Raw genomic sequence first — 21,543 nt, 5'->3', positions numbered from 1 at the left:
ATATTTTAGTTAATTTAGTCATCATTAAAAATAGTTAATTAGTATCCTTTATTTTTTGAAGTCACTTTAATAGTATTCTACATATGAAATTAATTTCCCTTTTTTTTATGTTAAGCGAATAATATTTAAATTTTATTAATATTCTAGTAATGTAATAATTTTTTAGGAGTGTTAAGATGCCTTCTACGGCTAAAAACGTTAATAACATAAGTTTATTATCTGAGGAAAATGTAAAAGCATACATTCTACCGCAATATAATTTAACCAATGCTGATATTAAACAAGTTAAATTTAAAAACACGGATAAACAAAGGGCTGTATATAAAGTACAATACTACGACGAATGTTATTGTTTAAAAAAAGTTTACTATTCTATAAAAGATTTGTTATTTGTATATTCAGCTATAGAATGGCTACACCGAAATAATATTAATGTACCTCGGATCCTCCCAACTAATAAAAACAGTAGATTTGTAAACTATAATAATATGCTATTTATACTTACCCCTTGGATTAATGGCATAAAATGTGACTATGACAATATTGATCATATATTAGTATGCAGTTCCAATCTTGCAAATATGCATAAAGTAAGTATTAACTTTAAACCCATTTGTGGTAGCTCTATGAAGGAGGACTATAGTCCTTTAAGTCCTTCAATATATAAACATTATGAAAGCCTTCTTAAATTTTCTAATTTAGCTTATAAATATGACGATGCCTTTTCAAAACTATACCTCGAACACTTTAATTCAAGTAGTAAGCTTGCTAAATGTTCTGCAGACATTGCCTATGATCTAAATCTTAATAATCTTACAAAATCGCTCTGTCATCTTGATTATGTAAATAAAAACATTATTTTTGACACTAATAATGAAATATGGGTAATTGATTTTGATAAATGCAGAAATGACTTTTGTGCTCATGATATTTCGTATTCTTTAAGACGTTTACTTAAAAGAGACAATACAAAATGGGATTTAGAACTCGCCATAAGTTTTTTAGAATTGTATGATAAAATACTTCCATTAACCTTAGATGATTATAAATATATTCTTGTTTATTTATCTTTTCCACAAAGGTATTGGAAAATATCAAGAGATTATTATGGTAATATTAATAAGTGCAACAAAAAATCCTTTTTAAATTTGCTCACTAATGCAACAAACAAAGATAATTATCAAGTAGATTTTGTAGACAAATTCAAAACTTATATTCAAAATAAATTTAAAACGATTTTATAACAATTCTATAATAAATTTAAAACAACATAATTCAAACCAAAATAAAACGCCACTAATACTCAGTGACGTTTATTTTAGGTTTATTAATCATATATAGCTTTAATATATTACTTTTTTCTTGGATTTTTTATTTCTGCTTGAGCTGCTGCAAGTCTTGCAACTGGCACTCTAAATGGAGAACATGATACATAATCAAGTCCAACATTATGACAGAATTCAACGGAAGATGGATCTCCACCATGCTCTCCGCATATTCCAAGTTTTATATTTGGTCTAACTTTACGTCCAAGTTCTACAGCTATCTTAATAAGTTTGCCTACTCCAACTTGATCTAATTTTTGGAACGGATCAAATTCGAAAACTTTCTTATCATAATAGTCTTTTAAGAAGTTTCCAGCATCATCTCTTGAAAATCCAAAAGTCATTTGTGTTAAATCATTTGTCCCAAAGGAGAAAAATTCTGCTTCTTCTGCTATTAAATCAGCTGTAAGTGCAGCTCTTGGTATTTCAATCATTGTACCAACCATATACTTCAAATCACTGCCTTTTTCAGCTATAATTTGATTAGCTACTCTTACTACTATATCTTTAACATATTTTAATTCTTTAATTTCTCCAACTAAAGGAATCATTATTTCTGGAATAATATTATAGCCTTTTCTAGTCTTAACATCTATAGCTGCTTCAATTACTGCTCTAGTTTGCATCTCAGCAATTTCTGGGTATGATACTGCAAGTCTACACCCTCTATGTCCCATCATTGGATTAACTTCATGTAATGAATCAACAGTAGCTTTTAGCTCTTCAAAACTTAATCCCATATCACTTGCTAATTCTTTTATATCTTCATCAGCATGTGGTAAAAATTCATGTAGTGGTGGATCTAAGAATCTTATTGTAGCTGGTTTTTCTTTAAGTTCTTCATAAATTCCTACAAAATCTCCTCTTTGCATTGGTAATAATTTTTCAAGTGCTACTCTTCTTTGAGCCTCATCTTTAGCAACTATCATTTCTCTTATTCTAGCTATTCTATCACCGTCAAAAAACATATGTTCTGTTCTGCATAATCCTACACCTTCAGCTCCATATTTAACAGCTTGTGCAGTGTCTTTAGGCGTATCAGCATTAGTTCTTACTTTAAGGCTTCTTATTTCATCAGCCCAACCCATAAATATTTCAAAGTAACCATTTATTTCAGGCTCAACTGTTTTAATTATTCCAGCATATACATTTCCTGTACTGCCATCCATTGAAATAAAGTCACCTTCATTATAGATTGTTTCTCCAATTTGAAAGTTCTTAGCTTGTTCGTTAACTTTTATTGCCGAGCATCCAGCCACGCAGCAAGTTCCCATCCCTCTTGCAACAACCGCAGCATGTGATGTCATACCACCTCTTACTGTTAGAATACCTTCCGCAGCAACCATGCCTTCAATGTCCTCTGGTGATGTTTCAAGCCTTACAAGAATAACTTCATTGCCAGCTTCATGTTTTAGTTTTGCATCCTCAGCTGTAAAACAAACTTTTCCACAAGCAGCTCCAGGAGATGCAGGTAGACCTTTAGCTATTACTTTAGATATTTTTAAATCAGTTGCATCAAAATTAGGATGAAGTAATGTATCTAGTTGCTTTGGCTCAACCTTCATAAGAGCTTCTCGTTTTGTTAACATTCCTTCTTCAACAAGTTCAACCGCAATTTTTAATGCAGCTTGTGCAGTTCTTTTTCCATTTCTTGTTTGCAAAAAGTATAGTTTTCCATCTTCAATTGTAAACTCCATATCTTGCATATCCTTGTTGTGTTTTTCAAGAGTATTTACAATTCCCATAAATTCGGAATATACTTTTGGCATATCCTTTTGAAGTTGTGATATATCTTGTGGTGTTCTAATTCCTGCAACAACGTCTTCGCCTTGTGCATTCATTAAGTATTCAGCAAATATTTGTTTTTCTCCAGTTGAGGGATTTCTTGAAAATGCAACGCCAGTTCCTGATGTTTCCCCTTTGTTACCAAATACCATTTCTTGAACACTTACAGCTGTTCCCCATGCCCCTGGGATATCATTTAATCTTCTATACACATTAGCACGAGGATTATCCCATGATCTAAATACTGCAGAAATAGCAGCTATTAGCTGTACGCTTGGGTCACTTGGGAAATCCTCACCTTGATTTTCTTTATAAAATTCTTTAAATTGTTTTACCAATTTTTTTAAATCATTAGCATCTAATTCCGTATCAAATTTTACGCCTTTTTCTTCCTTCATCTTATCCATCATATTTTCAAAGTTTCTTTTTTCAACGTCCATTACAACGTCAGCAAACATTTGGATAAATCTTCTGTAAGAGTCATAAGCAAATCTTGGGTTATTTGTTGCTTTCGCCATAACTTCTACTGTATCATCATTTAGTCCTAGATTTAATATTGTATCCATCATACCAGGCATTGATGCTCTTGCTCCAGATCGAACTGATACAAGTAATGGATTTTCTAAACTACCAAACTTCTTTCCTGTAATGTTTTCAAGTTCAGTCATTTTAGCATGAATATCACTAATAATTTCAGGTGCAATTAATTTATCATCTTCATAGTATTTATTACAAGCTTCAGTAGTAACTGTGAACCCTTGTGGAACTGGGATTCCAAGGCTCGTCATATCTGCAAGGTTTGCACCTTTACCGCCTAAAAGATTTTTCATTGAACGATTACCCTCACTAAAAAGATAGATATACTTCTTGTTTTCCATTTGCACACAACCCCTTCGATTAGTATTATATCTGATGATAAGTATAAAATGGTATATATTTGAATTATAAACGTTTCCATTAATTCATATTTACTAAATTTTTACATGCCATTTATATCATTATACCACGTTTCTATAATGATATGTAGGGGTTACAATTACTTTATTTACTAACCTATCCAATATTTTTGTTTTATAAAAGCCAGTAACTATTAGTTACTGGCTTTTATAAGCATAATTTTTACAATATTAATAATTTTCAGAAGAAAAAACAAATAATATTATTCTTTGTCTTGGCCTTCTGTTTTATCATCTTTGTCTTTGTCTTTGTCTTTGTCTTTGTCTTTGTCTTTGTCTTTGTCTTTGTCTTCTTTTTCTTCTTCTTCTTCTTCTTCTTCTTCTTCCTTTTCCTCATTCTCATCAAATTTCACAGTATATTGATATACATCTTCGCTCGAATTTTCTTTACTGTCTTTGTCTTTATTATCTTTATTACTTTTACTAAAACTGTCTTTTGTTTCATTGAATTTTTCTTTTACATCGTCACTTATATCACTCATCTTATTTTTAACATCATCGACTGTATTTTTAATAATAGTATTAATTACTTCTACACTGCCATCTGCTTTGGTTACTTCAATAGTAACTTTTGTGAGTACAGCAGTTAATAATCCTATAGCAATTAAAGCTGGATAAATCAATCCAAATATTCCTGCCGCAATCCCAGCATTAACAGGTATATCTATAACTACAGTCTGATCTTTCTTTATTTTTATTCTTGACACATTGCCTTTTCTAGCTGTGCTTTTTATCCATTCTAAAAGTTCATCTTTAGTAGTATACATTTCATCCACATTGAACATATTCGATTTTTTTTCTTTTGCTTCAATATATATTAAAGCATCGACTACATTACTATCACACTCTTCTAATGCTTCCTTAGCATCAGTATATGAAACGCCTGTTCTTTCTTTAACAATATCAATTTTTTCTAGTGTAATTTCTTCCATTAAAATCATCCTCCCTATATTTTATTTAGGGGTACAAATCAATTATTAACATTGTACTCCCTTAAATAATTAAACATTTCTAAGCTTTTAGGTTTTCTTGTATAACTTTCGGAAATAATATAAGATAAAATTTTATATAATTCAAGTTTAGACGTTTTTGAAACAATAATTCTATTAATTTTATCCATACCAAAATTATTTAAGAATTTTAATGTATTATATGTAGGATTTGAAATATATATACTATTTAACTTATCACAATCTTTACAAATTGGTCCATATAATATGGAATCGATATTATTAGACATACTAATTTTTTTTCTACACTTAACACATTGATTAAAGTTTAGTCCATAACCTGTTGCCTTTAAAATTCTTAATTCAAATGCCCTAGCTAAAATTTCTATATCCATAACATCATTTTTTATAAAATAAAATGTGCATACTAAATCTCTGAATAGTTCTTTATTAACTTCATCATTTTCCATTGCAATATCAATTAACTCATTGAAATATGAAGCATATGTAATTGTGTCTAGATTTCTTAATAATTGCTGGAATGAATCTATAATTGTAATTTCATTTATTGTATATAAATTTCTACCTTTAAAAAGAACAAATTCTCCATAAGTACAAGGTAGAGTTGATGATATATATTTGCTTTTACTTTTTCTTGCACCTTTAGCTATAGCCGTTATTTTACCCAAATCTTCAGTAAATAACCATACTAATTTATCATTTTCTTTAAACTCTTGTGTTTTAATAACTATGGCTCTGGTTTTTAAAACTGACAGAAAATCATCCCCTACTTATATCCAAGCTCTTTCAAAATACTCGAAGTGTCCCGCCATTCTTTCTTTACTTTTACCCATAATCGTAAATATACTTTTTCACCTAAAAGTTTCATTATATCTTGTCTTGCATAATCTTGAATCTTCTTCAAGGTTTTTCCACCTTTTCCAATTATTATGCCCTTATGTGAATCTTTTTCACAAAACATATTAACCTCAATATTATATATATTATCTTTATCTCTTTTCATGGAAATAATTTCTATTGCTATTCCATGAGGAACTTCTTGTGATAACAATTTCAATGCTTTTTCTCTTATAATTTCAGTTATAATAAATCTCTCTTGTTGATCTGTAATCATATCTTCTGGATAATATAATGGTCCTTCTGGCATATTTTCTTCAACAAGTTTAGTAACTATATCCACATTTTTACCTTTTATAGCAGCTATAGGTATTATTTCTTTGAAGTTAAAGTATTCTGAATAACCTTGAACAGTTTTTGCTACCCTTCCTTGAGTATTCTCATCTATTTTATTAACTAACAAAAACACTGGAATTTTACTGTCTTTTAATTGTTCAAGAATGTGAATATCACCTTTATCAATATTATCGCTAGGTGTAGTTATAAATAATATAACATCTACTTCGTCAGTAGATTGTTTCGCCACTTTAACCATATATTCGCCTAGTTTATGTCTAGGTTTATGCATTCCTGGAGTATCTACAAATATTATTTGGGAATTTTTATTTGTTAAAATAGTTTGTATATTATTTCGTGTAGTTTGTGGTCTGCTAGACACAATTGATAACTTTTCCCCCATAATATAATTTATTAATGTAGATTTTCCTACATTAGGCCTTCCAATAATTGTTACGAATCCCGATTTAAACATATATCCTCCTTTTTGTTATCTTAAAATGTTTTCAAATAATAACTAGTTAGTCTGCTAATTTATATCCATAAAATTTTTTAAATAAGCTATTAGTCTTTACTGCATTTTCTTTAGTAAAAACATCTTGTAATATTTTATTCATAGTATTAATTATATAATCTTCTTCATTTTATACTAATATAATATGTACATTTTTCGCCTGGTTTAAGTAGTTTATTGCAAAGAACCACCTATATTAATTATATCACAATTATTAGTATTTCAACAACATTATAATCATATTTAAGATGTTTTATGCATGAAATTAAAACATGAATTATCCTAAAATTTTAAATAACAATAACGTTAATAAAGTACCAAAGACACCACCAAAAACCACTTCTATTATAGAATGGATTTCTGAATCAACCCTACTTTGAGCAACAATTACAGCTATGAAATAAGATAATACCATAATTAATGGTTCATTGCTTAATAATGTTATGGTTGTTGCTAATGAAAAAGCTATGGTGGCGTGACCACTTGGCATACCACCTCTAAGTGGCGTTCCTTCACCATAGATTGCCTTTACTACTACAGTTGCAATACAAACTATAACTAGTATAAAAAAAATCATGTGAGGATCAGATCTTTTAAGTTTTAACATCACTGTCCTGTTAAGTGGAGTTACTCTGTCCCAAAATATAACATAAGCTACTAATATTGAATTTATAGCAGTCACAAGTACCGCGCCAGCAGCAACATTTTTAGCAATTTTAGCTAGAGGATGGTAAAAATTAGTTGTAGCATCTATTGCGCATTCAACTGCTGTATTTATCATTTCCGCCGTTATTACAAGTGTTATAGTTATAGTTATAATTAAAAGTTCTATCTTTGACAAATCAAAAAAAAATGTGGCAGTAAGCACAAGCATAGTAGTTACCATATGTATTTTCATATTTCTTTGTGTACGAATTGAGTATATAATTCCCTCAATAGCATAATTGAAACTATCAACTAATTTTTTAACTTTCATACTTAACCACCTTTGTAAATATTATAATACTTTAAGGTTTATTAAATCGTCTCCTGAGTCGCTGTAATATATTTTATCGAGAAATGTTAAAATTGTTTAATATTTCTTCTTCTCTTTTTCTCATAATACTTTTTTGAGTTTCTTCCATGTGGTCATAACCTAAAAGATGCAAAATTGAATGCACTGTAAGATAAGCACATTCACGTGTAAATGAATGCCCATATTCTTCACTTTGCTCCTTAGATCTTTCTACAGATAATGCAACATCACCAATCACTAACTTATTATCATACAAATCACTTTCTCCAAATTTATAGTTTACATACACATCTTTAAAAACCTTGTTTTTAGGGTAATATAACATAGGAAATGATAAGACATCTGTAATTTTATCTATTCCTCGTTGCTTAAGATTTATTTTTTTAATTTCTTCATTATCAATTAATATTACGCTTACTTCATTATCTATAAAAAGTTTCTCCTCTTGCAATGTATACTCAATGACCTCTTTTATAACATTTATGAGTTCACTCGTAACTTCAATCTTATTTTGCCTATTATCAATGTAAATCATACTTATTCATACTCCTTTACTTAATTCAAAGTAATAAATAGCCGCTACTCTTCTGCATGTTATTTATTTTCACTTTCTTTATCTTTTTGCCATTTTTCTAATGGATACTCAATTCTTTCATGATATATTCCTGAAAGAACTTTCATAAATGCCTTCCTTATCTTTTCTAAATCTTTTAAAGTTAAATCACAATTATTTAATTGCCCATCATTGAGTCTACTTTTTATTAGATTATTAACCATTTCCTCAATTTTACCTTTTGTCGGATTTTGGATAGATCTTACAGCAGCTTCCACTGCATCCGCGAGCATTATAATTGCAGCTTCCTTGCTCTCAGGATTTGGACCTTGATATCTAAAATCCTCCTCTTTTATATCATCTGGATTTTCACTAGAATTTTTCATTGTTACATAAAAATATTTAACTAAAGTGGTACCATGATGTTGCACAATTACATCTTGAATAACTTTAGGTATTTTATATTTTTTTGCAAGTTCAAGTCCATCCTTGACATGAGAGATGATTATAAGTGTACTTAAATTTGGCGTTATTTTATCATGTGGATTATCATTTCCTAATTGATTCTCTTTGAAAAAATAGGGTCTTTTAATTTTTCCGATATCATGATAATATGCAGCAACCCTTGCAAGCGCAGGATTTGCTTCAACTACCTCTGCTGCGACTTCAGAAAGATTAGCTACAAGTACTGAATGATGATAACTTCCCGGTGCCTCTAAAAGTAACCTTTTTAATAATGGATGATTAGGATTTGATAATTCTAAAAGTTTAACAGTAGTCACTATGTCAAAAAAGCTTTCGAAGAATGGTAAAAAGCCTATAGTGAGTACTCCAGATATGAGACTTGCAAGAAACACCATTCCCGCCTTTTTTAAAACATCCATTATACTGTTACTTAGTAAAAATCCCATAGAAAGATACACCATCAAATTAACTATTGCAATATATATGGATGAATATAATATATCATTTCTTTGTTGCATTTTCTTAAGTAACATAACCCCAACAATGGAATTTAGTACAGCCAATATTGTAATTTCATAATTAAAATTAACTCCAACACTTATAAGAATACAATTAAGAATGTTTAAAGCAATTGACACCTCATCATTAGTTAGAATAGCCATAAGCATTGGTACACATGCCAGTGGAATTACAAACATTGAAGTTACCCCTATTACTCTTGCAATCAATATAGCTATTATATTAAGAGCATTTAACATAATTAATTTTTTAATATCATTAAATATTTGCTTATGATATTTATATAAGTAATACCATTGAAGTAAGATTACAAGACAAACAAGAGCTGCTAGACTTAAATATAATGACCATTCAATATTATTAGTATTATCTAGGAGCCCTAACGATTCAAGTAGAGCCTTTTGTTCACTGGTTATTGGCTCCCCTTCTTTAACAATAATCTGCTCCTTCTTAATCATAACAGGTTTAACATTTTTTCTTGCTTCCTCTATTAACACATCTGTACCTTTTTTATCATATATTGTATTAGGATGTACCTCTGCATTTGCAATAGACATCCCAATTTCACGTATATTCTTTGGAAAATTAGAATTATTAAAAGCTGTGGCAATAATTCCCTGAGCCATTACAATTTCTTTAGGTTTATTTTCATTAATTGTAGTTAAATCATAAAGAGCTGTCATTGTATCTTCAAGAAATTTTTGCAGCTCATTCGCATCACTACGATCAAGTTTTATTAAGGTCTGATATTGCTCGTAAGTAAAGTCAGAGATTGAATTTTTGCTTTTGAGTGAATCTATTTTTTCCTTTTCTGATAATAATTTAACAGATGAAGTACTATCTTGTGTACTATTTAATAATGCTACTTTAGCAAATAAATCGCCAATATTCTTTACTGCCTTTTCATTCACTGGGATTTTAATTGTTTTTTGTCCTACAGACTCTACAGCCTTAGTTCTATTATTCTCAGTGGACATTTCATTTTCAACTTCTCTAGGAGCTTTTATATCTGCATTTGCAATATCCCCAACATTTAACGTATACTTTTTGGGAACTAGTGCCGTTACTAAAATCGAATATATTATAATCGCCGTAACTATAAAAATTAAAAACGGCTTTGCCTTATCAAGTTTCATAAGCCCCTTAATATTTTTCATAACCCAACCCCATCCTTTTCTTCTCAAGTAAACCAAAAGTATATTAATCCGTTTTTTTCATATACATTATTTTTTCTCAGTTGTATTACTAGTATCAGGTACTATATTTGCTTCTGATGCAACATTCTCCTCAGCAACAACCAATACTTTTATTATATATTTATCTTTCTCCTTTTTTACATTTTCAATTTTATTTATAACCTTTACACTTTTATCAAAATTCTTAAATATTGTAGAATATAATTCTTTTACAATTTCTTTTGAATTTGCATGTATATTTTTTTGTTCAACTTGATAATAGATTTCTTTGTTTATTAGATTATTACTATTTTCTATTTTATCATAATTAGTATATGGAATTAAGCTATTTTTCAGATAAATTTTTTTATTTCCAATTTTAACATATAAATTAGTTATGCTTTTGCCAGTTCTGACTTTAGTTATTTTATTTAGTGGAACAGTTTTAGTCTTCTCATAAAAAGTTTTAGCTATAACTTCTCCTTCTGCATGTACTGGGTAAAGAGCTTCTTCTTTGCCTTGTTCCCCCTTAACTAATATGTCTCCCTTTTGTATTACAGTTCCATCCATCACAATTGCTGTACCACCAGTTGTGAATACTCTAGCAACTATTCCATCTTTGATTGCTATTAAATTGCAAGGTGTTTTGTTACTAACTATTATAGGTGGGGATTGTCTTTCTATTACATCAACTTTTAGTTTAACACCATCAATCCTTGCTTTTACCCACATTATTTCATCATTGTTTATAGTTATTTTTTTCTCAAGAGCGTATACATCTATATCCTTTTTTTTAAGTCCTGGCCTTATTCCAAGACTTTTAATTTGATTACGTAATTCATAAGGACTTATATAATTTTCTGTGTTAATTTCTATGTTCCATACAAACGTAGACAAATAATATATTATACTTCCAAATAAAATTATTCCTATAAAAAGTGCAGATCTTCTTTTTAATTTTATTATAAAAAAAGATATTCCACTTCTTCCAATAATTTTAACCCTAGTATTAGTTCGCTTTGCAACTTTGCTAATTTCACCATAATCACTCAATTTTACTTGCAAAATTATAGTTGTTACGTTGATTTTATTTATGTTTTTTGCTATAACACCATTTTTCCATAATAAATTTATAAACCTTTCTGGCATTAATGACTCAATTTCCATTGTAATGATTCCCTTTTTATACTTTTTAAAATTATTCATAGCTTTCATACACAACAGACTTAAAGTATCCACTTAAAGTTATTGTGTTTCCCCCTATAAATAATATTTTAAAATCTTTACCATAAATCGAGATTTCGCCCACATTTGAATCTATTTTTATTTGCTCTTCTTCGAATATTATTATACCTTTATGATTTTCTATGTTTATTTCATTATTAGCCAAAATAGTAATTTTGGGTAAATCTAATAGAATGTCTCTTGGCAAATCTAACTTACTTGCTATAACTTCTTTTGCTTTATAGAATTTATTATCCATAACTCTCACCTCACTAAAATACTTCATACTAAATTTATGAAAAAAAGGCTTAAGAAATTACAGTTTTTTAACTTTATAATTTTTGGATAAAAAAAAAGGACTCAGTAATTACCGAGTCCTTCATTTATTAAAATTTCATTCTACTATTTCACTAACAAGTTTACCTTTTACATTGCCCATAACTTTAAGCAATAAAGCAAACATATTTTTCAATGTGTTTCATGCCAATATCTCCCAATTACATAACTGCTTCTATGAATAGCTCTAAATTTATGATTTAGTTAACTACTGAGGAAGGTATTTTAACAAGATTTATTGTTTAAAAAACCAAACCTTGTTGCTTTCCATTTTCAAAAATTCTATTTAAATTTTCTCTTTCTTGCAGCTTCTGATTTCAACTTCTTCTTAACGCTTGGTTTTTCATAGTGTTCTCTTTTTCTTACTTCTCCGAGAACTCCACTTCTTGCGCATTTTTTCTTAAACCTTCTTAAAGCATTCTCAATTGTTTCGTCTGTTCCAACTTTAATTTCTGACATCATTATCCCTCCCTCCGCTAGCTCAATTCATTTTAAAAGCAGCTAATGCGGGGCCTAAATAGCACATTTTTTATTATACAACACAGCTTAACATTATGTCAACATTTTCATTACTGATTTATTAGATATAATGTATTTTTTATATAAATATTTATAAATGCTATCATTTTAAAAATTAAACATACATATTAACTTATTGTTTAATTCAATACGCTCTGTGCCTTAACCCGGTGGCCATTTAAGCATCCGTCCACCTAATAAATGAAAATGTAAATGTTGAACTGTTTGACCACCTTGTTCTCCACAATTATTAACAATTCTATATCCGCTCTTATCAATTCCTAAGGTTTTTACAATTTTTTTTGCAACCATAAATATATGTCCTATTATTTCTACTTCATCTTGCTTTAGTAAATTTAGGTTGACAATATGTTGTCTTGGAATAATTATAACATGTATTGGTGCCTCTGGGCTTATGTCTTTAAATGCTATGACTTTATCATCTTCATAAACCATTTCGCAAGGAATTTGACCCTTCGCTATTTTACAAAAAATACATTCTTCCTCTGCCACATAATCACCTCCAATTCATCCTATACTATACTATTCAACATAAAACTTTATTTTCCTGCTTATAATTTTAATAATATGGATTTTTTATAATTCTTGTACTTCTAAAATCATATATTAATCTTCGCATTGTATGATTTTTATTAGATGTAACTCTACACCCCAAGGTAGTAATTGCAACTTTCATCACATTTTTCCTCCTAGATCTCCTAGTTCATACATTATAAGACTTAAACATGTAAAACCAGCAGTCTCAGTTCTAAGTATCCTTGGCCCTAAAGTTACAATTTTTGCTCCTATTTCTTTGAGTTTTAATATCTCAATTTCTTCAAATCCACCCTCTGGCCCTATGACAATTGCAACTTTATTAATATGTGTTTTATCTACTTCTTTTACTAGCTTCTTTATACCATAGCCCTCTTCATTTTCATAAGGAACCACCACTAAATCCACTTTTCTTAATTCTTCAAGCAAATTATCAAACTCTATAGTTTCATTGATCTGAGGTACCAAACTTCTTTTACACTGCTTACATGCTTCAAGTGCTATCCTATTCCACCTATCTATTTTCTTATAATCCTTAAGCTCAGTTTTAACAACTACTCTTTCAGTTAGTATAGGTGTTATTTCTTTAACTCCAAGCTCTGTATTTTTTTGAACTATCAAATCCATTTTTGTTGATTTAGGCAAACCTTGAAATAAATATACTTCAATAGGGCTTTCGTTATTTATAGGATTTTCTTCTAATAAATTTACATTAACAACTTTCTTATCGATATATGTTATTTCTCCAATATACTCTTTTCCCTCACAGTTATTGATACTTATCTTATTTCCAACTTGCAGTCTTAATACCCTATATATATGTTTAACATCTTCATTGTCTATAACTGCATCATTACCATTTATATTCTCTTTTGGAACAAAAAACTTATGCATAATTTATTCTCCCTCAAGCCTTAGCCTTAATATGCCTTGTTTTACATTAACTTTGCAACTATGCAAACCCATTCTCCCTCTGTGTTTATCTCCTCAACTGAAAAACCACACTCAGTTAACTTATTTATTACTTCATCTTTTTTACATAAAATTATTCCTGAAGATATAAAATACCCACCGCAAACTAATACCGATTTAACTTGATCAGTCAAAAGCATTATTATATCAGCCATAATGTTTGCTATAACAATGTTTGCCTTTCCCTTAACCACTTCCAACAGATCTCCGTATAATATCTCAATGTTATTTATATCATTGTAAGAAATATTTTGTTTTGCGGAATCTACTGCTACTGGATCTAAATCAACACCTATTGTTTTTTTAGCTCCTAATTTGGCTGCTGTAATAGCCAATATTCCTGACCCTGTTCCTATATCAAAGACAGTTGAGTTGTTGTCTACATGTCTCTCTAATGCTTTTATACACATCCTAGTAGTTTCGTGAGAACCAGTACCAAAAGCCATACCTGGATCTAACTCAACAATTATTTCATCTGGCTTTTTAATGTACTCTTCCCATATTGGCTTTATAACTACCTTTTCTCCTACTTTTATTGGTTTATAATACTTTTTCCAGTTATTTTCCCAATCTTCCTCATTTACTTTTTCCGCAATGACAGATCCAACACCTTTATCTAGTCCAAAGCTTGGTAAGTTATTTACCCCTGTTTTAATTTCTTCTAAATGTTTTTCAAATTGTTGGTCATCCTTATAATAACCTTTAATTACAACCCCGCTTTTTGTGTCTATAATTGTTTCGTCAAAATAGTCCCAATCTGTAGTATGGTCTCGCCTATATATTAGATCTAAAGGATCTAGTATAGAAACTCCTTTTACACCTGTATTATATAACATTGCAGAAACCGCCTCAACTGCTGCAGTGCTTGTTATAATAGTTACTTCCATCCAATCTTTATTCATCATTATTCTCCTTATTTACAATAAAAAACTCCGTTTCGCAAAACGGAGTTTTTTATTATTATTTACCCAATATTTTATCTACAAAAGACTTTTTGTTATCATCAAATAAGTCTACGTTCTCACCACTTGCTTCCATGAATGTTTTTAAAGCATCTTTTTGCTTATCATTCAATGTTTTTGGAATATCAACAACAACTTTTACATATTGATCTCCTCTTCCGTGTCCGTTTACTCTAGGTATTCCCTTACCCTTAAGTCTAAATACAGTTCCAGATTGTGTTCCTCCTGGAACTTTGTATTTAACGTCTCCATCTACTGTTGACACCTTAATTTCAGTGCCCATTGTTGCGCACCCAAAACTTATATGAGATTCTATATGAACATCATTACCGTTTCTCTTAAAAGTTTTGCTAGGAGCAACTCTAATATTAATGTATAAATCTCCTGATGGACCGCCCTTTTCGCCTTGTTCTCCTTGGCCTCTTAAAGGCATAACATTCCCAGTATCAACTCCACCTGGAACAGTAATTTTAATCTTTCTATTTTTTCTTTCTTTTCCGGAACCATGACAATTTTTACATGGTTCAGATATTATTTGTCCACTACCTCCACACTTATCACAAGTACTCATACTAGCGAAACTTCCAAAAGCAGTATTTCTCTGAACTTTTATCTGACCATGTCCGCCACACTTATCACAAGTTTTAGGTGTTGTACCGGCTTTAGCACCGCTTCCACCACATTCACCACATTTTTCATTTCTTGTAATAGAAACTTGTTTTTCTACACCGAAAACAGCTTCCTCAAAGCGTAAACTTAGATTATATTCTAAATCTGCACCTTTTCTTGGCCCATTCTGATTTCTTTGAGAGGATCCCCCTCCAAATATGTCTCCAAATATATCGCCAAATCCACCAAAACCTGAAAAATCAGAACTACTTTCAAATCCCGATCCTCCAGCATCAGCTGTACCATATTGATCATACCTTGATTTTTTTTCTGGATTAGATAAAACCTGGTATGCTTCATTCATTTCTTTGAATTTCTCTTCAGCTGCTTTATTATCTGGATTTCTATCTGGATGGTATTTTAACGCACCTTTTTTAAAAGCTTTTTTAATTTCTTCTTCACTTGCATCTCTACCTATGCCAAGTGTTTCATAATAATCTTTATTTGCCATCTAGTTTTTCACCACCTAAAATATATATACTTTTATATTATAAACTAACCCTTAATATAAACAAGTCCTAATATTATATAGTTATTCTATCACTTTTGATATTATTGTTTTACTTAAGGAACATTAAAATTGGGGAAGGGTAGTTACCCATCCCCAATTTTATTATTATATTAATTATTTATCTTCTTTTTTTGTTTCATCTTTCTTTTCGTCTTCTTCTACCTTGTAGTCAGCATCTACTACATTGTCATCTGTCTTAGTATCTCCTGTGGCATTATCGTCACTTGGAGCACCGCCTTGAGCTTTAGCTGCTTCTGCTTCTGCCTGGTATACCTTTGTAGTTACTGCATAGAAAGCCTGAGTTAACTCTTCAGTAGATTTCTTTGTAGCTTCAGTATCGTCAAGATCTTTAATCTTTTTAAGAGCTTCTAATTTAGCCTCTATATCTTTCTTATCTTCCTCTGATACTTTATCTCCAAGGTCAGTTAAGCTTTTTTCAGTTTGATATACTAACTGTTCTGCATTATTCTTAACTTCTATTTCTTCTTTTCTCTTCTTATCTTCGCCTGCAAATTTTTCTGCTTCTTTTACTGCTTTATCAATTTCGTCATCACTTAAATTAGTTGATGCTGTGATTGTTATTTTAGCTTCTTTTCCTGTTCCTTTGTCCTTAGCTGATACATTTACAATGCCGTTAGCATCTATATCAAAAGTAACCTCTATTTGTGGAATTCCTCTTGGTGCTGATGCAATTCCTGAAAGTGTAACTCTTCCTAAGGATTTATTAGCTGCAGCCATTTGACGTTCACCTTGAACAATATTAATTTCAACTGATGTTTGACCATCTGCAGCTGTTGAGAATACTTGACTCTTTTTAGCTGGAATTGTAGTATTTCTATCAATTAGAGAAGTAGCTATTCCACCTAAAGTTTCAATTCCTAGTGTTAATGGAGTTACATCAAGAAGTAAAACATCTTTAACGTCTCCACTTAATACTCCTGCTTGAATTGCTGCGCCAAGTGCAACACACTCATCTGGATTTACTCCCTTTGAAGGTTCTTTACCAGTAAATTCTTTAACTGCATCTTGAACTGCTGGTGTTCTTGTTGAACCACCTACAAGTACAATCTTATCTATTTCATTAAGAGATAAACCTGCATCTGCAATTGCTTTTTTCATAGGTTCTATTGTTGAAGCAACTAAATCATGAGTTAATTCATTAAATTTAGCTCTTGTTAAGTTCATATCTATATGCTTAGGACCTGTTGCGTCAGCTGTAATAAATGGTAGATTAATATTTGTTTGTGTTGATGATGATAATTCAATTTTTGCTTTTTCAGCGGCTTCTTTAAGTCTTTGAACAGCCATTTTATCATTTCTTAAATCTATTCCATTATCTGCCTTAAAAGTATCTGCTATATAGTTCATAACATTTTCGTCAAAGTCATCTCCACCAAGTTTTGTATTTCCGTTAGTAGATTTAACTTCGAATAAACCATCACCAAGTTCTAATATAGATACATCAAATGTACCGCCACCTAAATCATATACCAATATCTTTTGGTTAACATCCATTTTATCTAGTCCGTAAGCTAGTGCTGCTGCTGTTGGTTCATTTATTATTCTCTTAACTTCAAGACCTGCTATTTTTCCTGCATCTTTTGTTGCTTGTCTTTGACCATCATTAAAATATGCTGGTACAGTTATAACAGCTTCTGTAACTTTTTCGCCTAAATAAGCCTCTGCATCTGCTTTTATTTTTTGTAATATATAAGCTGAGATTTCTTGTGGTGTATGTGCTTTTCCGTCTATTGTTACTTTATGGTCTGTACCCATTTCTCTTTTTATTGACATTATTGTTTTATCTGGATTTGTTATTGCCTGTCTTTTAGCCACTTGACCTACTAATCTTTCACCATTCGCTTGAAATGAAACTACAGATGGTGTAGTTCTTGCGCCTTCTGAATTAGAAATTACGACAGCTTCTCCACCCTCCATAACTGCTACACATGAATTTGTTGTACCTAAATCTATTCCTATAATTTTTCCCATTATTAAATCCTCCCTATATTCCTTTTATACCATAACAATTAATAACTGTTATAATATTTATTTTTTTATAATTTGAATCTTTAATTAGCAACTTTAACCATACTGTGTCTTAATACTTTGTCTTGTTTTTTATAACCTTTTTGTAATACTTCTACTATCTGATTTACTCCATATTCTTCATCTTCTACATGCATTACTGCGTTGTGTAGATTAGGGTCAAATTCACCTGTTGAAGCTAATTCTTCAACCCCTAGCTTTTTAAATGCAGTATCAAATAATTTAACTGTATTTTCTACACCAGTTCTTAGGTCTTCACCGCCACCTTCAACAGAAAGCGCTCTTTCTAAGTTATCAAGCACTGGTAAAATTTCTTTTAAAACATCAGCACAGGCATCTGTGTATATGTTTTGTTTTTCTTTTACAGTTCTTTTCCTAAAGTTTTCATATTCAGCAGTCGTTCTTAAAAATTTGTCTTTAACAGCGTCTACATCTTCTTGCAATTTTTTGTTTTCTTCTTGTAATTTCTTCTTATTTTTTTTCATATCCTTTACTTTATCACTTTCTAAAAGTTCTTCTGGCTCATTGGCTTCTAACTCTTCATTTTCCACATTTTCAGGGTCTTCTACTATCTCAGCTTCTTCTAGTACCTCAGCATCTTCTAATGTTTTGTCTTCAATACTATCATTCTCTTGCTCATTACTTTGGGATTCGCTAGTTTCATCAACTGAACTTGACCCTTCATCTGATGCTTTAGTATTGGCTTCTTCCATTTCTTCAACATTGTTTGTACACACTAAATTATTCCTCCATTTCTGGCTCAAAGTAAATCTTCTAATTTAAAACTTTATCTATGATCATTATATATTTGAGCTATATTATCATTTAATTCTTTAACCACTTCAATTAATACAGAAATAACTTTTCCGTATGGAATCCTTGTCGGTCCTATAACACCAATAGATCCTAATGGTATTCCAGATGCACTATAAACTGCAGTTATAATACTGCACTCACGAGCACATTTCACAAAATTTTCTCCACCAATTTTAATTGTAATATTACCAGTCGTATCATTAGCTCCAAGTAAACTATTTATACTTTCCTTATTGTCAACCAAAACTAAAAATTCTCGAGCTTTAGTAATATTATTATATTCTGGATAGTTAAATATATTTGCAGCACCTTGAATATACACTTCTGAAGCATCAACACCAGACAAACTATCATATAAAGCTGGAATAATACCATCAAAAATTTCTTCATAAGCGACTAAATCACTTTTTAAATTATTTATGACCTCCAAATTTATTTGCTGAATTGTAAGCTTTCCTAATCTACAATTAAGTATGTTTGTAAGTTTTTCTATGGTAGAACTACTAAGAGGCTTACTAATCTTTATAACATTGTTTTTAATAATACCACTATCAGTAATAATTACAAATAATAAACTTACACCATCTAAATTAACTAATTGAATATACTTTATACAACTTTTTTGAACAGATGGTGCCTTTACTATAGATGTAAGATTTGTAAGAAGTGCAAGCATTTGTGTTGCCTGCTTAACAATTTTATCAACCTCATATAAAGCGGCATTAATAAGGTGGTTTTTAATCATATACTCTTCTTCAGTTGATAGTTTTGTAAGTTCCATTAGTCTATCAACATATAATCTATAACCCTTATCTGATGGTTTTCTACCTGATGAGGTATGTAGATGTTCTATATACCCCATATCTTCGAGATCTGACATTTCATTTCTTATAGTAGCTGAACTAATACCTAGATCATATTTTTTTGCTATGGTTCTGGACCCTACAGGCTCACCATTGTTTATATAATCTGTAATTATAGCCTGAAGTATCTTAATTTTTCTTTCATCCATTTCCATAATATCACCTCTTTTATTAGCACTCACTACCGTTGAGTGCTAACGAGCATGTATTAAATGTATCATTAGCTATTGATTTTGTCAATAACCTTTGTTTTTAAATATGGCAGTATATAACGTCTATTTCAATTTAGATCACTCATGCTATATATTCCTTCATATCTTGCATGAATCTTATATAAAATTTTTATTTTAATATTTAGATTTACAAAATAATTTCCGCCATGATAACATTAGATACCTCAATCCCATCAAATGTTAAAAATATACTCTCCCTATTTTCTTTCATAAAACCAGTACTTGTATATTTATCTATTACTTTCCCATAAACACTAGTCATATCGATTCCGAACCTTGTCATGAATTCACTTTTGCTTATACCTGCAGACTTTCTAAGACCCATAAACATAAACTCTTCCATATCATCTTTATAGGAATTTTTTGTTTTTTCCACTATTGCATTGTTATTAACATTCATCATCTTAATATATTTTTCTATATTTTCCTCATTTCTATATCTAAATCCATCACTATATGAATGAGATGCAGATCCGCAACCAATATATTCATCCATTTCCCAGTAAACTAAATTGTGCCTGCATACCTTGTTTCCTTTTGCAAAATTAGAAATTTCATATTGTATATATCCATTGTCCTTTAAGACATCTATAGTTTTTGCATACATAGTTCTTTCTAATTCTTCATCTGGTAATTTTAAATTACCTTCTTCAAATCTTTTATAAAACTCCGTTCCCTCTTCAATTATTAAATTATAACAAGACAAATGTTCTGGTTTAAGATCAATCACATTTTTTAAAGTCTCTATATACTGCTTAAGCGTTTGAGATGGAAGTCCAAACATTAAATCAACATTTATATTATTAAATCCTATATCTCTAGCCATTTCAAAACTTTCAATAAAATCTTCAATAGTATGGATTCTGCCGAGCTCTTTAAGTAAGGAATCTTGCCAAGCTTGGAGACCAATGCTAAGTCTATTAACTCCCATTTTCTTTAAAAACTCTAATTTTTCTCTTGTAAATGTCCCCGGGTTTCCTTCTACTGTAAATTCTAAATCAGAACATACATCTAATTTAATAATACTTTTTTTTATTATCTCCCAGCCTTCTAAAGATAAATAGGTGGGAGTTCCCCCACCTATAAATATAGTTTTTATTTTTTTATCTTTAATACTATCTATTTCTTTTGCAAGAGCTGAGGCATAATCAATCATACACCCCTCTTTACCAGCAAATGACGGGAAATCACAATATAAACACTTCTGCTTACAAAAAGGAATGTGTATATATAAAGCCACTTTTTTCATATCTTATCCTCACCCTATCCTAAGATAGTGTTAACACTATCTTTGTTTTATTTATTTAAGACCCTGCAATTGCAAGGATTGTAGCTGTTTTTAAGAAAAAAAACAATGACCCCCTCTTTCTGGTATAATTGTTG

Annotated in this window: 19 protein-coding genes; 1 reads left to right on the top strand and 18 read right to left on the bottom strand. The window is 30.3% G+C overall.

Annotated elements, in window-relative coordinates:
* Positions 1 to 176 precede the first annotated feature (176 nt).
* Positions 177 to 1,244: a CotS family spore coat protein gene (locus tag KPL38_RS10660; protein ID WP_216289114.1), complete on the top strand. Its 1,068-nt coding sequence runs from the start codon at positions 177 to 179 to the stop codon at positions 1,242 to 1,244.
* A gap of 107 nt (positions 1,245 to 1,351) precedes the next feature.
* Here the strand turns inward: KPL38_RS10660 and ppdK are convergent, their stop codons facing one another.
* From ppdK to hemW, 18 genes are all read right to left on the bottom strand, one after another.
* The gene (gene ppdK / locus KPL38_RS10655) at positions 1,352 to 3,988 is read right to left on the bottom strand and encodes a pyruvate, phosphate dikinase (protein ID WP_216289113.1); all 2,637 of its coding nucleotides are present in this window, start codon (positions 3,986 to 3,988) and stop codon (positions 1,352 to 1,354) included.
* 281 nt (positions 3,989 to 4,269) lie between these two features.
* Positions 4,270 to 4,998 carry a DUF4342 domain-containing protein gene (locus tag KPL38_RS10650; RefSeq protein WP_216289112.1) on the bottom strand — a complete coding sequence of 243 codons (729 nt, stop codon included), beginning with the start codon at positions 4,996 to 4,998 and terminating at the stop codon, positions 4,270 to 4,272.
* Positions 4,999 to 5,036: 38 nt separating this feature from the next.
* Positions 5,037 to 5,792 (bottom strand): DNA repair protein RecO, encoded by a 756-nt coding sequence (gene recO, locus KPL38_RS10645; protein ID WP_216289123.1) that lies wholly within the window; start codon positions 5,790 to 5,792, stop codon positions 5,037 to 5,039.
* An 11-nt stretch (positions 5,793 to 5,803) separates the two neighbouring features.
* Complete coding sequence (era, locus tag KPL38_RS10640) at positions 5,804 to 6,685, bottom strand: GTPase Era (protein WP_216289111.1); 882 nt, start codon at positions 6,683 to 6,685, stop codon at positions 5,804 to 5,806.
* Between the two features lie 316 nt (positions 6,686 to 7,001).
* Positions 7,002 to 7,700, bottom strand: coding sequence for a diacylglycerol kinase (locus KPL38_RS10635; protein WP_216289110.1), 699 nt, complete (start codon positions 7,698 to 7,700; stop codon positions 7,002 to 7,004).
* A 73-nt stretch (positions 7,701 to 7,773) separates the two neighbouring features.
* Positions 7,774 to 8,274, bottom strand: coding sequence for an rRNA maturation RNase YbeY (ybeY, locus tag KPL38_RS10630; protein ID WP_216289109.1), 501 nt, complete (start codon positions 8,272 to 8,274; stop codon positions 7,774 to 7,776).
* A 59-nt stretch (positions 8,275 to 8,333) separates the two neighbouring features.
* A complete protein-coding gene (locus tag KPL38_RS10625; protein WP_216289108.1) occupies positions 8,334 to 10,433 on the bottom strand; it encodes an HD family phosphohydrolase in 2,100 nt (699 codons plus the stop codon).
* A 66-nt stretch (positions 10,434 to 10,499) separates the two neighbouring features.
* On the bottom strand, positions 10,500 to 11,657 hold the full coding sequence (gene yqfD / locus KPL38_RS10620) for a sporulation protein YqfD (RefSeq protein WP_246577911.1): 1,158 nt from the start codon (positions 11,655 to 11,657) through the stop codon (positions 10,500 to 10,502).
* Positions 11,650 to 11,934 (bottom strand): sporulation protein YqfC, encoded by a 285-nt coding sequence (gene yqfC, locus KPL38_RS10615; protein ID WP_216289106.1) that lies wholly within the window; start codon positions 11,932 to 11,934, stop codon positions 11,650 to 11,652. Before yqfC ends, yqfD begins: the two co-directional genes overlap by 8 nt.
* A gap of 359 nt (positions 11,935 to 12,293) precedes the next feature.
* Positions 12,294 to 12,470, bottom strand: coding sequence for a 30S ribosomal protein S21 (gene rpsU, locus KPL38_RS10610; protein WP_071613601.1), 177 nt, complete (start codon positions 12,468 to 12,470; stop codon positions 12,294 to 12,296).
* Positions 12,471 to 12,692: 222 nt separating this feature from the next.
* Entirely contained in the window at positions 12,693 to 13,043 is a 351-nt protein-coding gene (locus KPL38_RS10605; protein ID WP_312884187.1) for a histidine triad nucleotide-binding protein, read from the bottom strand.
* Positions 13,044 to 13,226: 183 nt separating this feature from the next.
* A complete protein-coding gene (locus tag KPL38_RS10600; protein ID WP_216289105.1) occupies positions 13,227 to 13,979 on the bottom strand; it encodes a 16S rRNA (uracil(1498)-N(3))-methyltransferase in 753 nt (250 codons plus the stop codon).
* Positions 13,980 to 14,020: 41 nt separating this feature from the next.
* Positions 14,021 to 14,959 carry a 50S ribosomal protein L11 methyltransferase gene (prmA, locus tag KPL38_RS10595; protein WP_216289104.1) on the bottom strand — a complete coding sequence of 313 codons (939 nt, stop codon included), beginning with the start codon at positions 14,957 to 14,959 and terminating at the stop codon, positions 14,021 to 14,023.
* A gap of 58 nt (positions 14,960 to 15,017) precedes the next feature.
* Positions 15,018 to 16,139: a molecular chaperone DnaJ gene (gene dnaJ / locus KPL38_RS10590; protein ID WP_216289103.1), complete on the bottom strand. Its 1,122-nt coding sequence runs from the start codon at positions 16,137 to 16,139 to the stop codon at positions 15,018 to 15,020.
* Between the two features lie 174 nt (positions 16,140 to 16,313).
* Positions 16,314 to 18,191, bottom strand: coding sequence for a molecular chaperone DnaK (gene dnaK / locus KPL38_RS10585; RefSeq protein WP_216289102.1), 1,878 nt, complete (start codon positions 18,189 to 18,191; stop codon positions 16,314 to 16,316).
* Positions 18,192 to 18,271: 80 nt separating this feature from the next.
* Positions 18,272 to 18,961 carry a nucleotide exchange factor GrpE gene (gene grpE / locus KPL38_RS10580; protein WP_216289121.1) on the bottom strand — a complete coding sequence of 230 codons (690 nt, stop codon included), beginning with the start codon at positions 18,959 to 18,961 and terminating at the stop codon, positions 18,272 to 18,274.
* Between the two features lie 74 nt (positions 18,962 to 19,035).
* On the bottom strand, positions 19,036 to 20,082 hold the full coding sequence (gene hrcA, locus KPL38_RS10575; RefSeq protein ID WP_216289101.1) for a heat-inducible transcriptional repressor HrcA: 1,047 nt from the start codon (positions 20,080 to 20,082) through the stop codon (positions 19,036 to 19,038).
* Between the two features lie 205 nt (positions 20,083 to 20,287).
* Positions 20,288 to 21,409 carry a radical SAM family heme chaperone HemW gene (hemW, locus tag KPL38_RS10570; RefSeq protein ID WP_216289100.1) on the bottom strand — a complete coding sequence of 374 codons (1,122 nt, stop codon included), beginning with the start codon at positions 21,407 to 21,409 and terminating at the stop codon, positions 20,288 to 20,290.
* Positions 21,410 to 21,543 lie beyond the last annotated feature (134 nt).

Origin of the sequence: Clostridium psychrophilum, from assembly GCF_018861705.1 — a bacterium.
In the GTDB taxonomy this organism is placed as follows: domain Bacteria; phylum Bacillota; class Clostridia; order Clostridiales; family Clostridiaceae; genus Clostridium_AD; species Clostridium_AD psychrophilum.
The sequence above is the reverse complement of the archived record's forward strand: the minus strand, read 5'-3'. Positions and strand labels throughout refer to the sequence as shown.

Bases quoted from the DNA above. Each gene is read 5' to 3' on its own strand.
- dnaJ (WP_216289103.1), bottom strand. From the start codon at position 16,139: ATGGCAAATAAAGATTATTATGAAACACTTGGCATAGGTAGAGATGCA.
- hemW (WP_216289100.1), bottom strand. From the start codon at position 21,409: ATGAAAAAAGTGGCTTTATATATACACATTCCTTTTTGTAAGCAGAAG.
- dnaK (WP_216289102.1), bottom strand. From the start codon at position 18,191: ATGGGAAAAATTATAGGAATAGATTTAGGTACAACAAATTCATGTGTA.
- KPL38_RS10600 (WP_216289105.1), bottom strand. From the start codon at position 13,979: ATGCATAAGTTTTTTGTTCCAAAAGAGAATATAAATGGTAATGATGCA.
- KPL38_RS10650 (WP_216289112.1), bottom strand. From the start codon at position 4,998: ATGGAAGAAATTACACTAGAAAAAATTGATATTGTTAAAGAAAGAACA.
- grpE (WP_216289121.1), bottom strand. From the start codon at position 18,961: ATGGAAGAAGCCAATACTAAAGCATCAGATGAAGGGTCAAGTTCAGTT.
- hrcA (WP_216289101.1), bottom strand. From the start codon at position 20,082: ATGGAAATGGATGAAAGAAAAATTAAGATACTTCAGGCTATAATTACA.
- era (WP_216289111.1), bottom strand. From the start codon at position 6,685: ATGTTTAAATCGGGATTCGTAACAATTATTGGAAGGCCTAATGTAGGA.
- prmA (WP_216289104.1), bottom strand. From the start codon at position 14,959: ATGAATAAAGATTGGATGGAAGTAACTATTATAACAAGCACTGCAGCA.
- KPL38_RS10635 (WP_216289110.1), bottom strand. From the start codon at position 7,700: ATGAAAGTTAAAAAATTAGTTGATAGTTTCAATTATGCTATTGAGGGA.
- rpsU (WP_071613601.1), bottom strand. From the start codon at position 12,470: ATGTCAGAAATTAAAGTTGGAACAGACGAAACAATTGAGAATGCTTTA.
- KPL38_RS10625 (WP_216289108.1), bottom strand. From the start codon at position 10,433: ATGAAAAATATTAAGGGGCTTATGAAACTTGATAAGGCAAAGCCGTTT.
- KPL38_RS10660 (WP_216289114.1), top strand. From the start codon at position 177: ATGCCTTCTACGGCTAAAAACGTTAATAACATAAGTTTATTATCTGAG.
- ybeY (WP_216289109.1), bottom strand. From the start codon at position 8,274: ATGATTTACATTGATAATAGGCAAAATAAGATTGAAGTTACGAGTGAA.
- yqfD (WP_246577911.1), bottom strand. From the start codon at position 11,657: ATGAATAATTTTAAAAAGTATAAAAAGGGAATCATTACAATGGAAATT.
- yqfC (WP_216289106.1), bottom strand. From the start codon at position 11,934: ATGGATAATAAATTCTATAAAGCAAAAGAAGTTATAGCAAGTAAGTTA.
- ppdK (WP_216289113.1), bottom strand. From the start codon at position 3,988: ATGGAAAACAAGAAGTATATCTATCTTTTTAGTGAGGGTAATCGTTCA.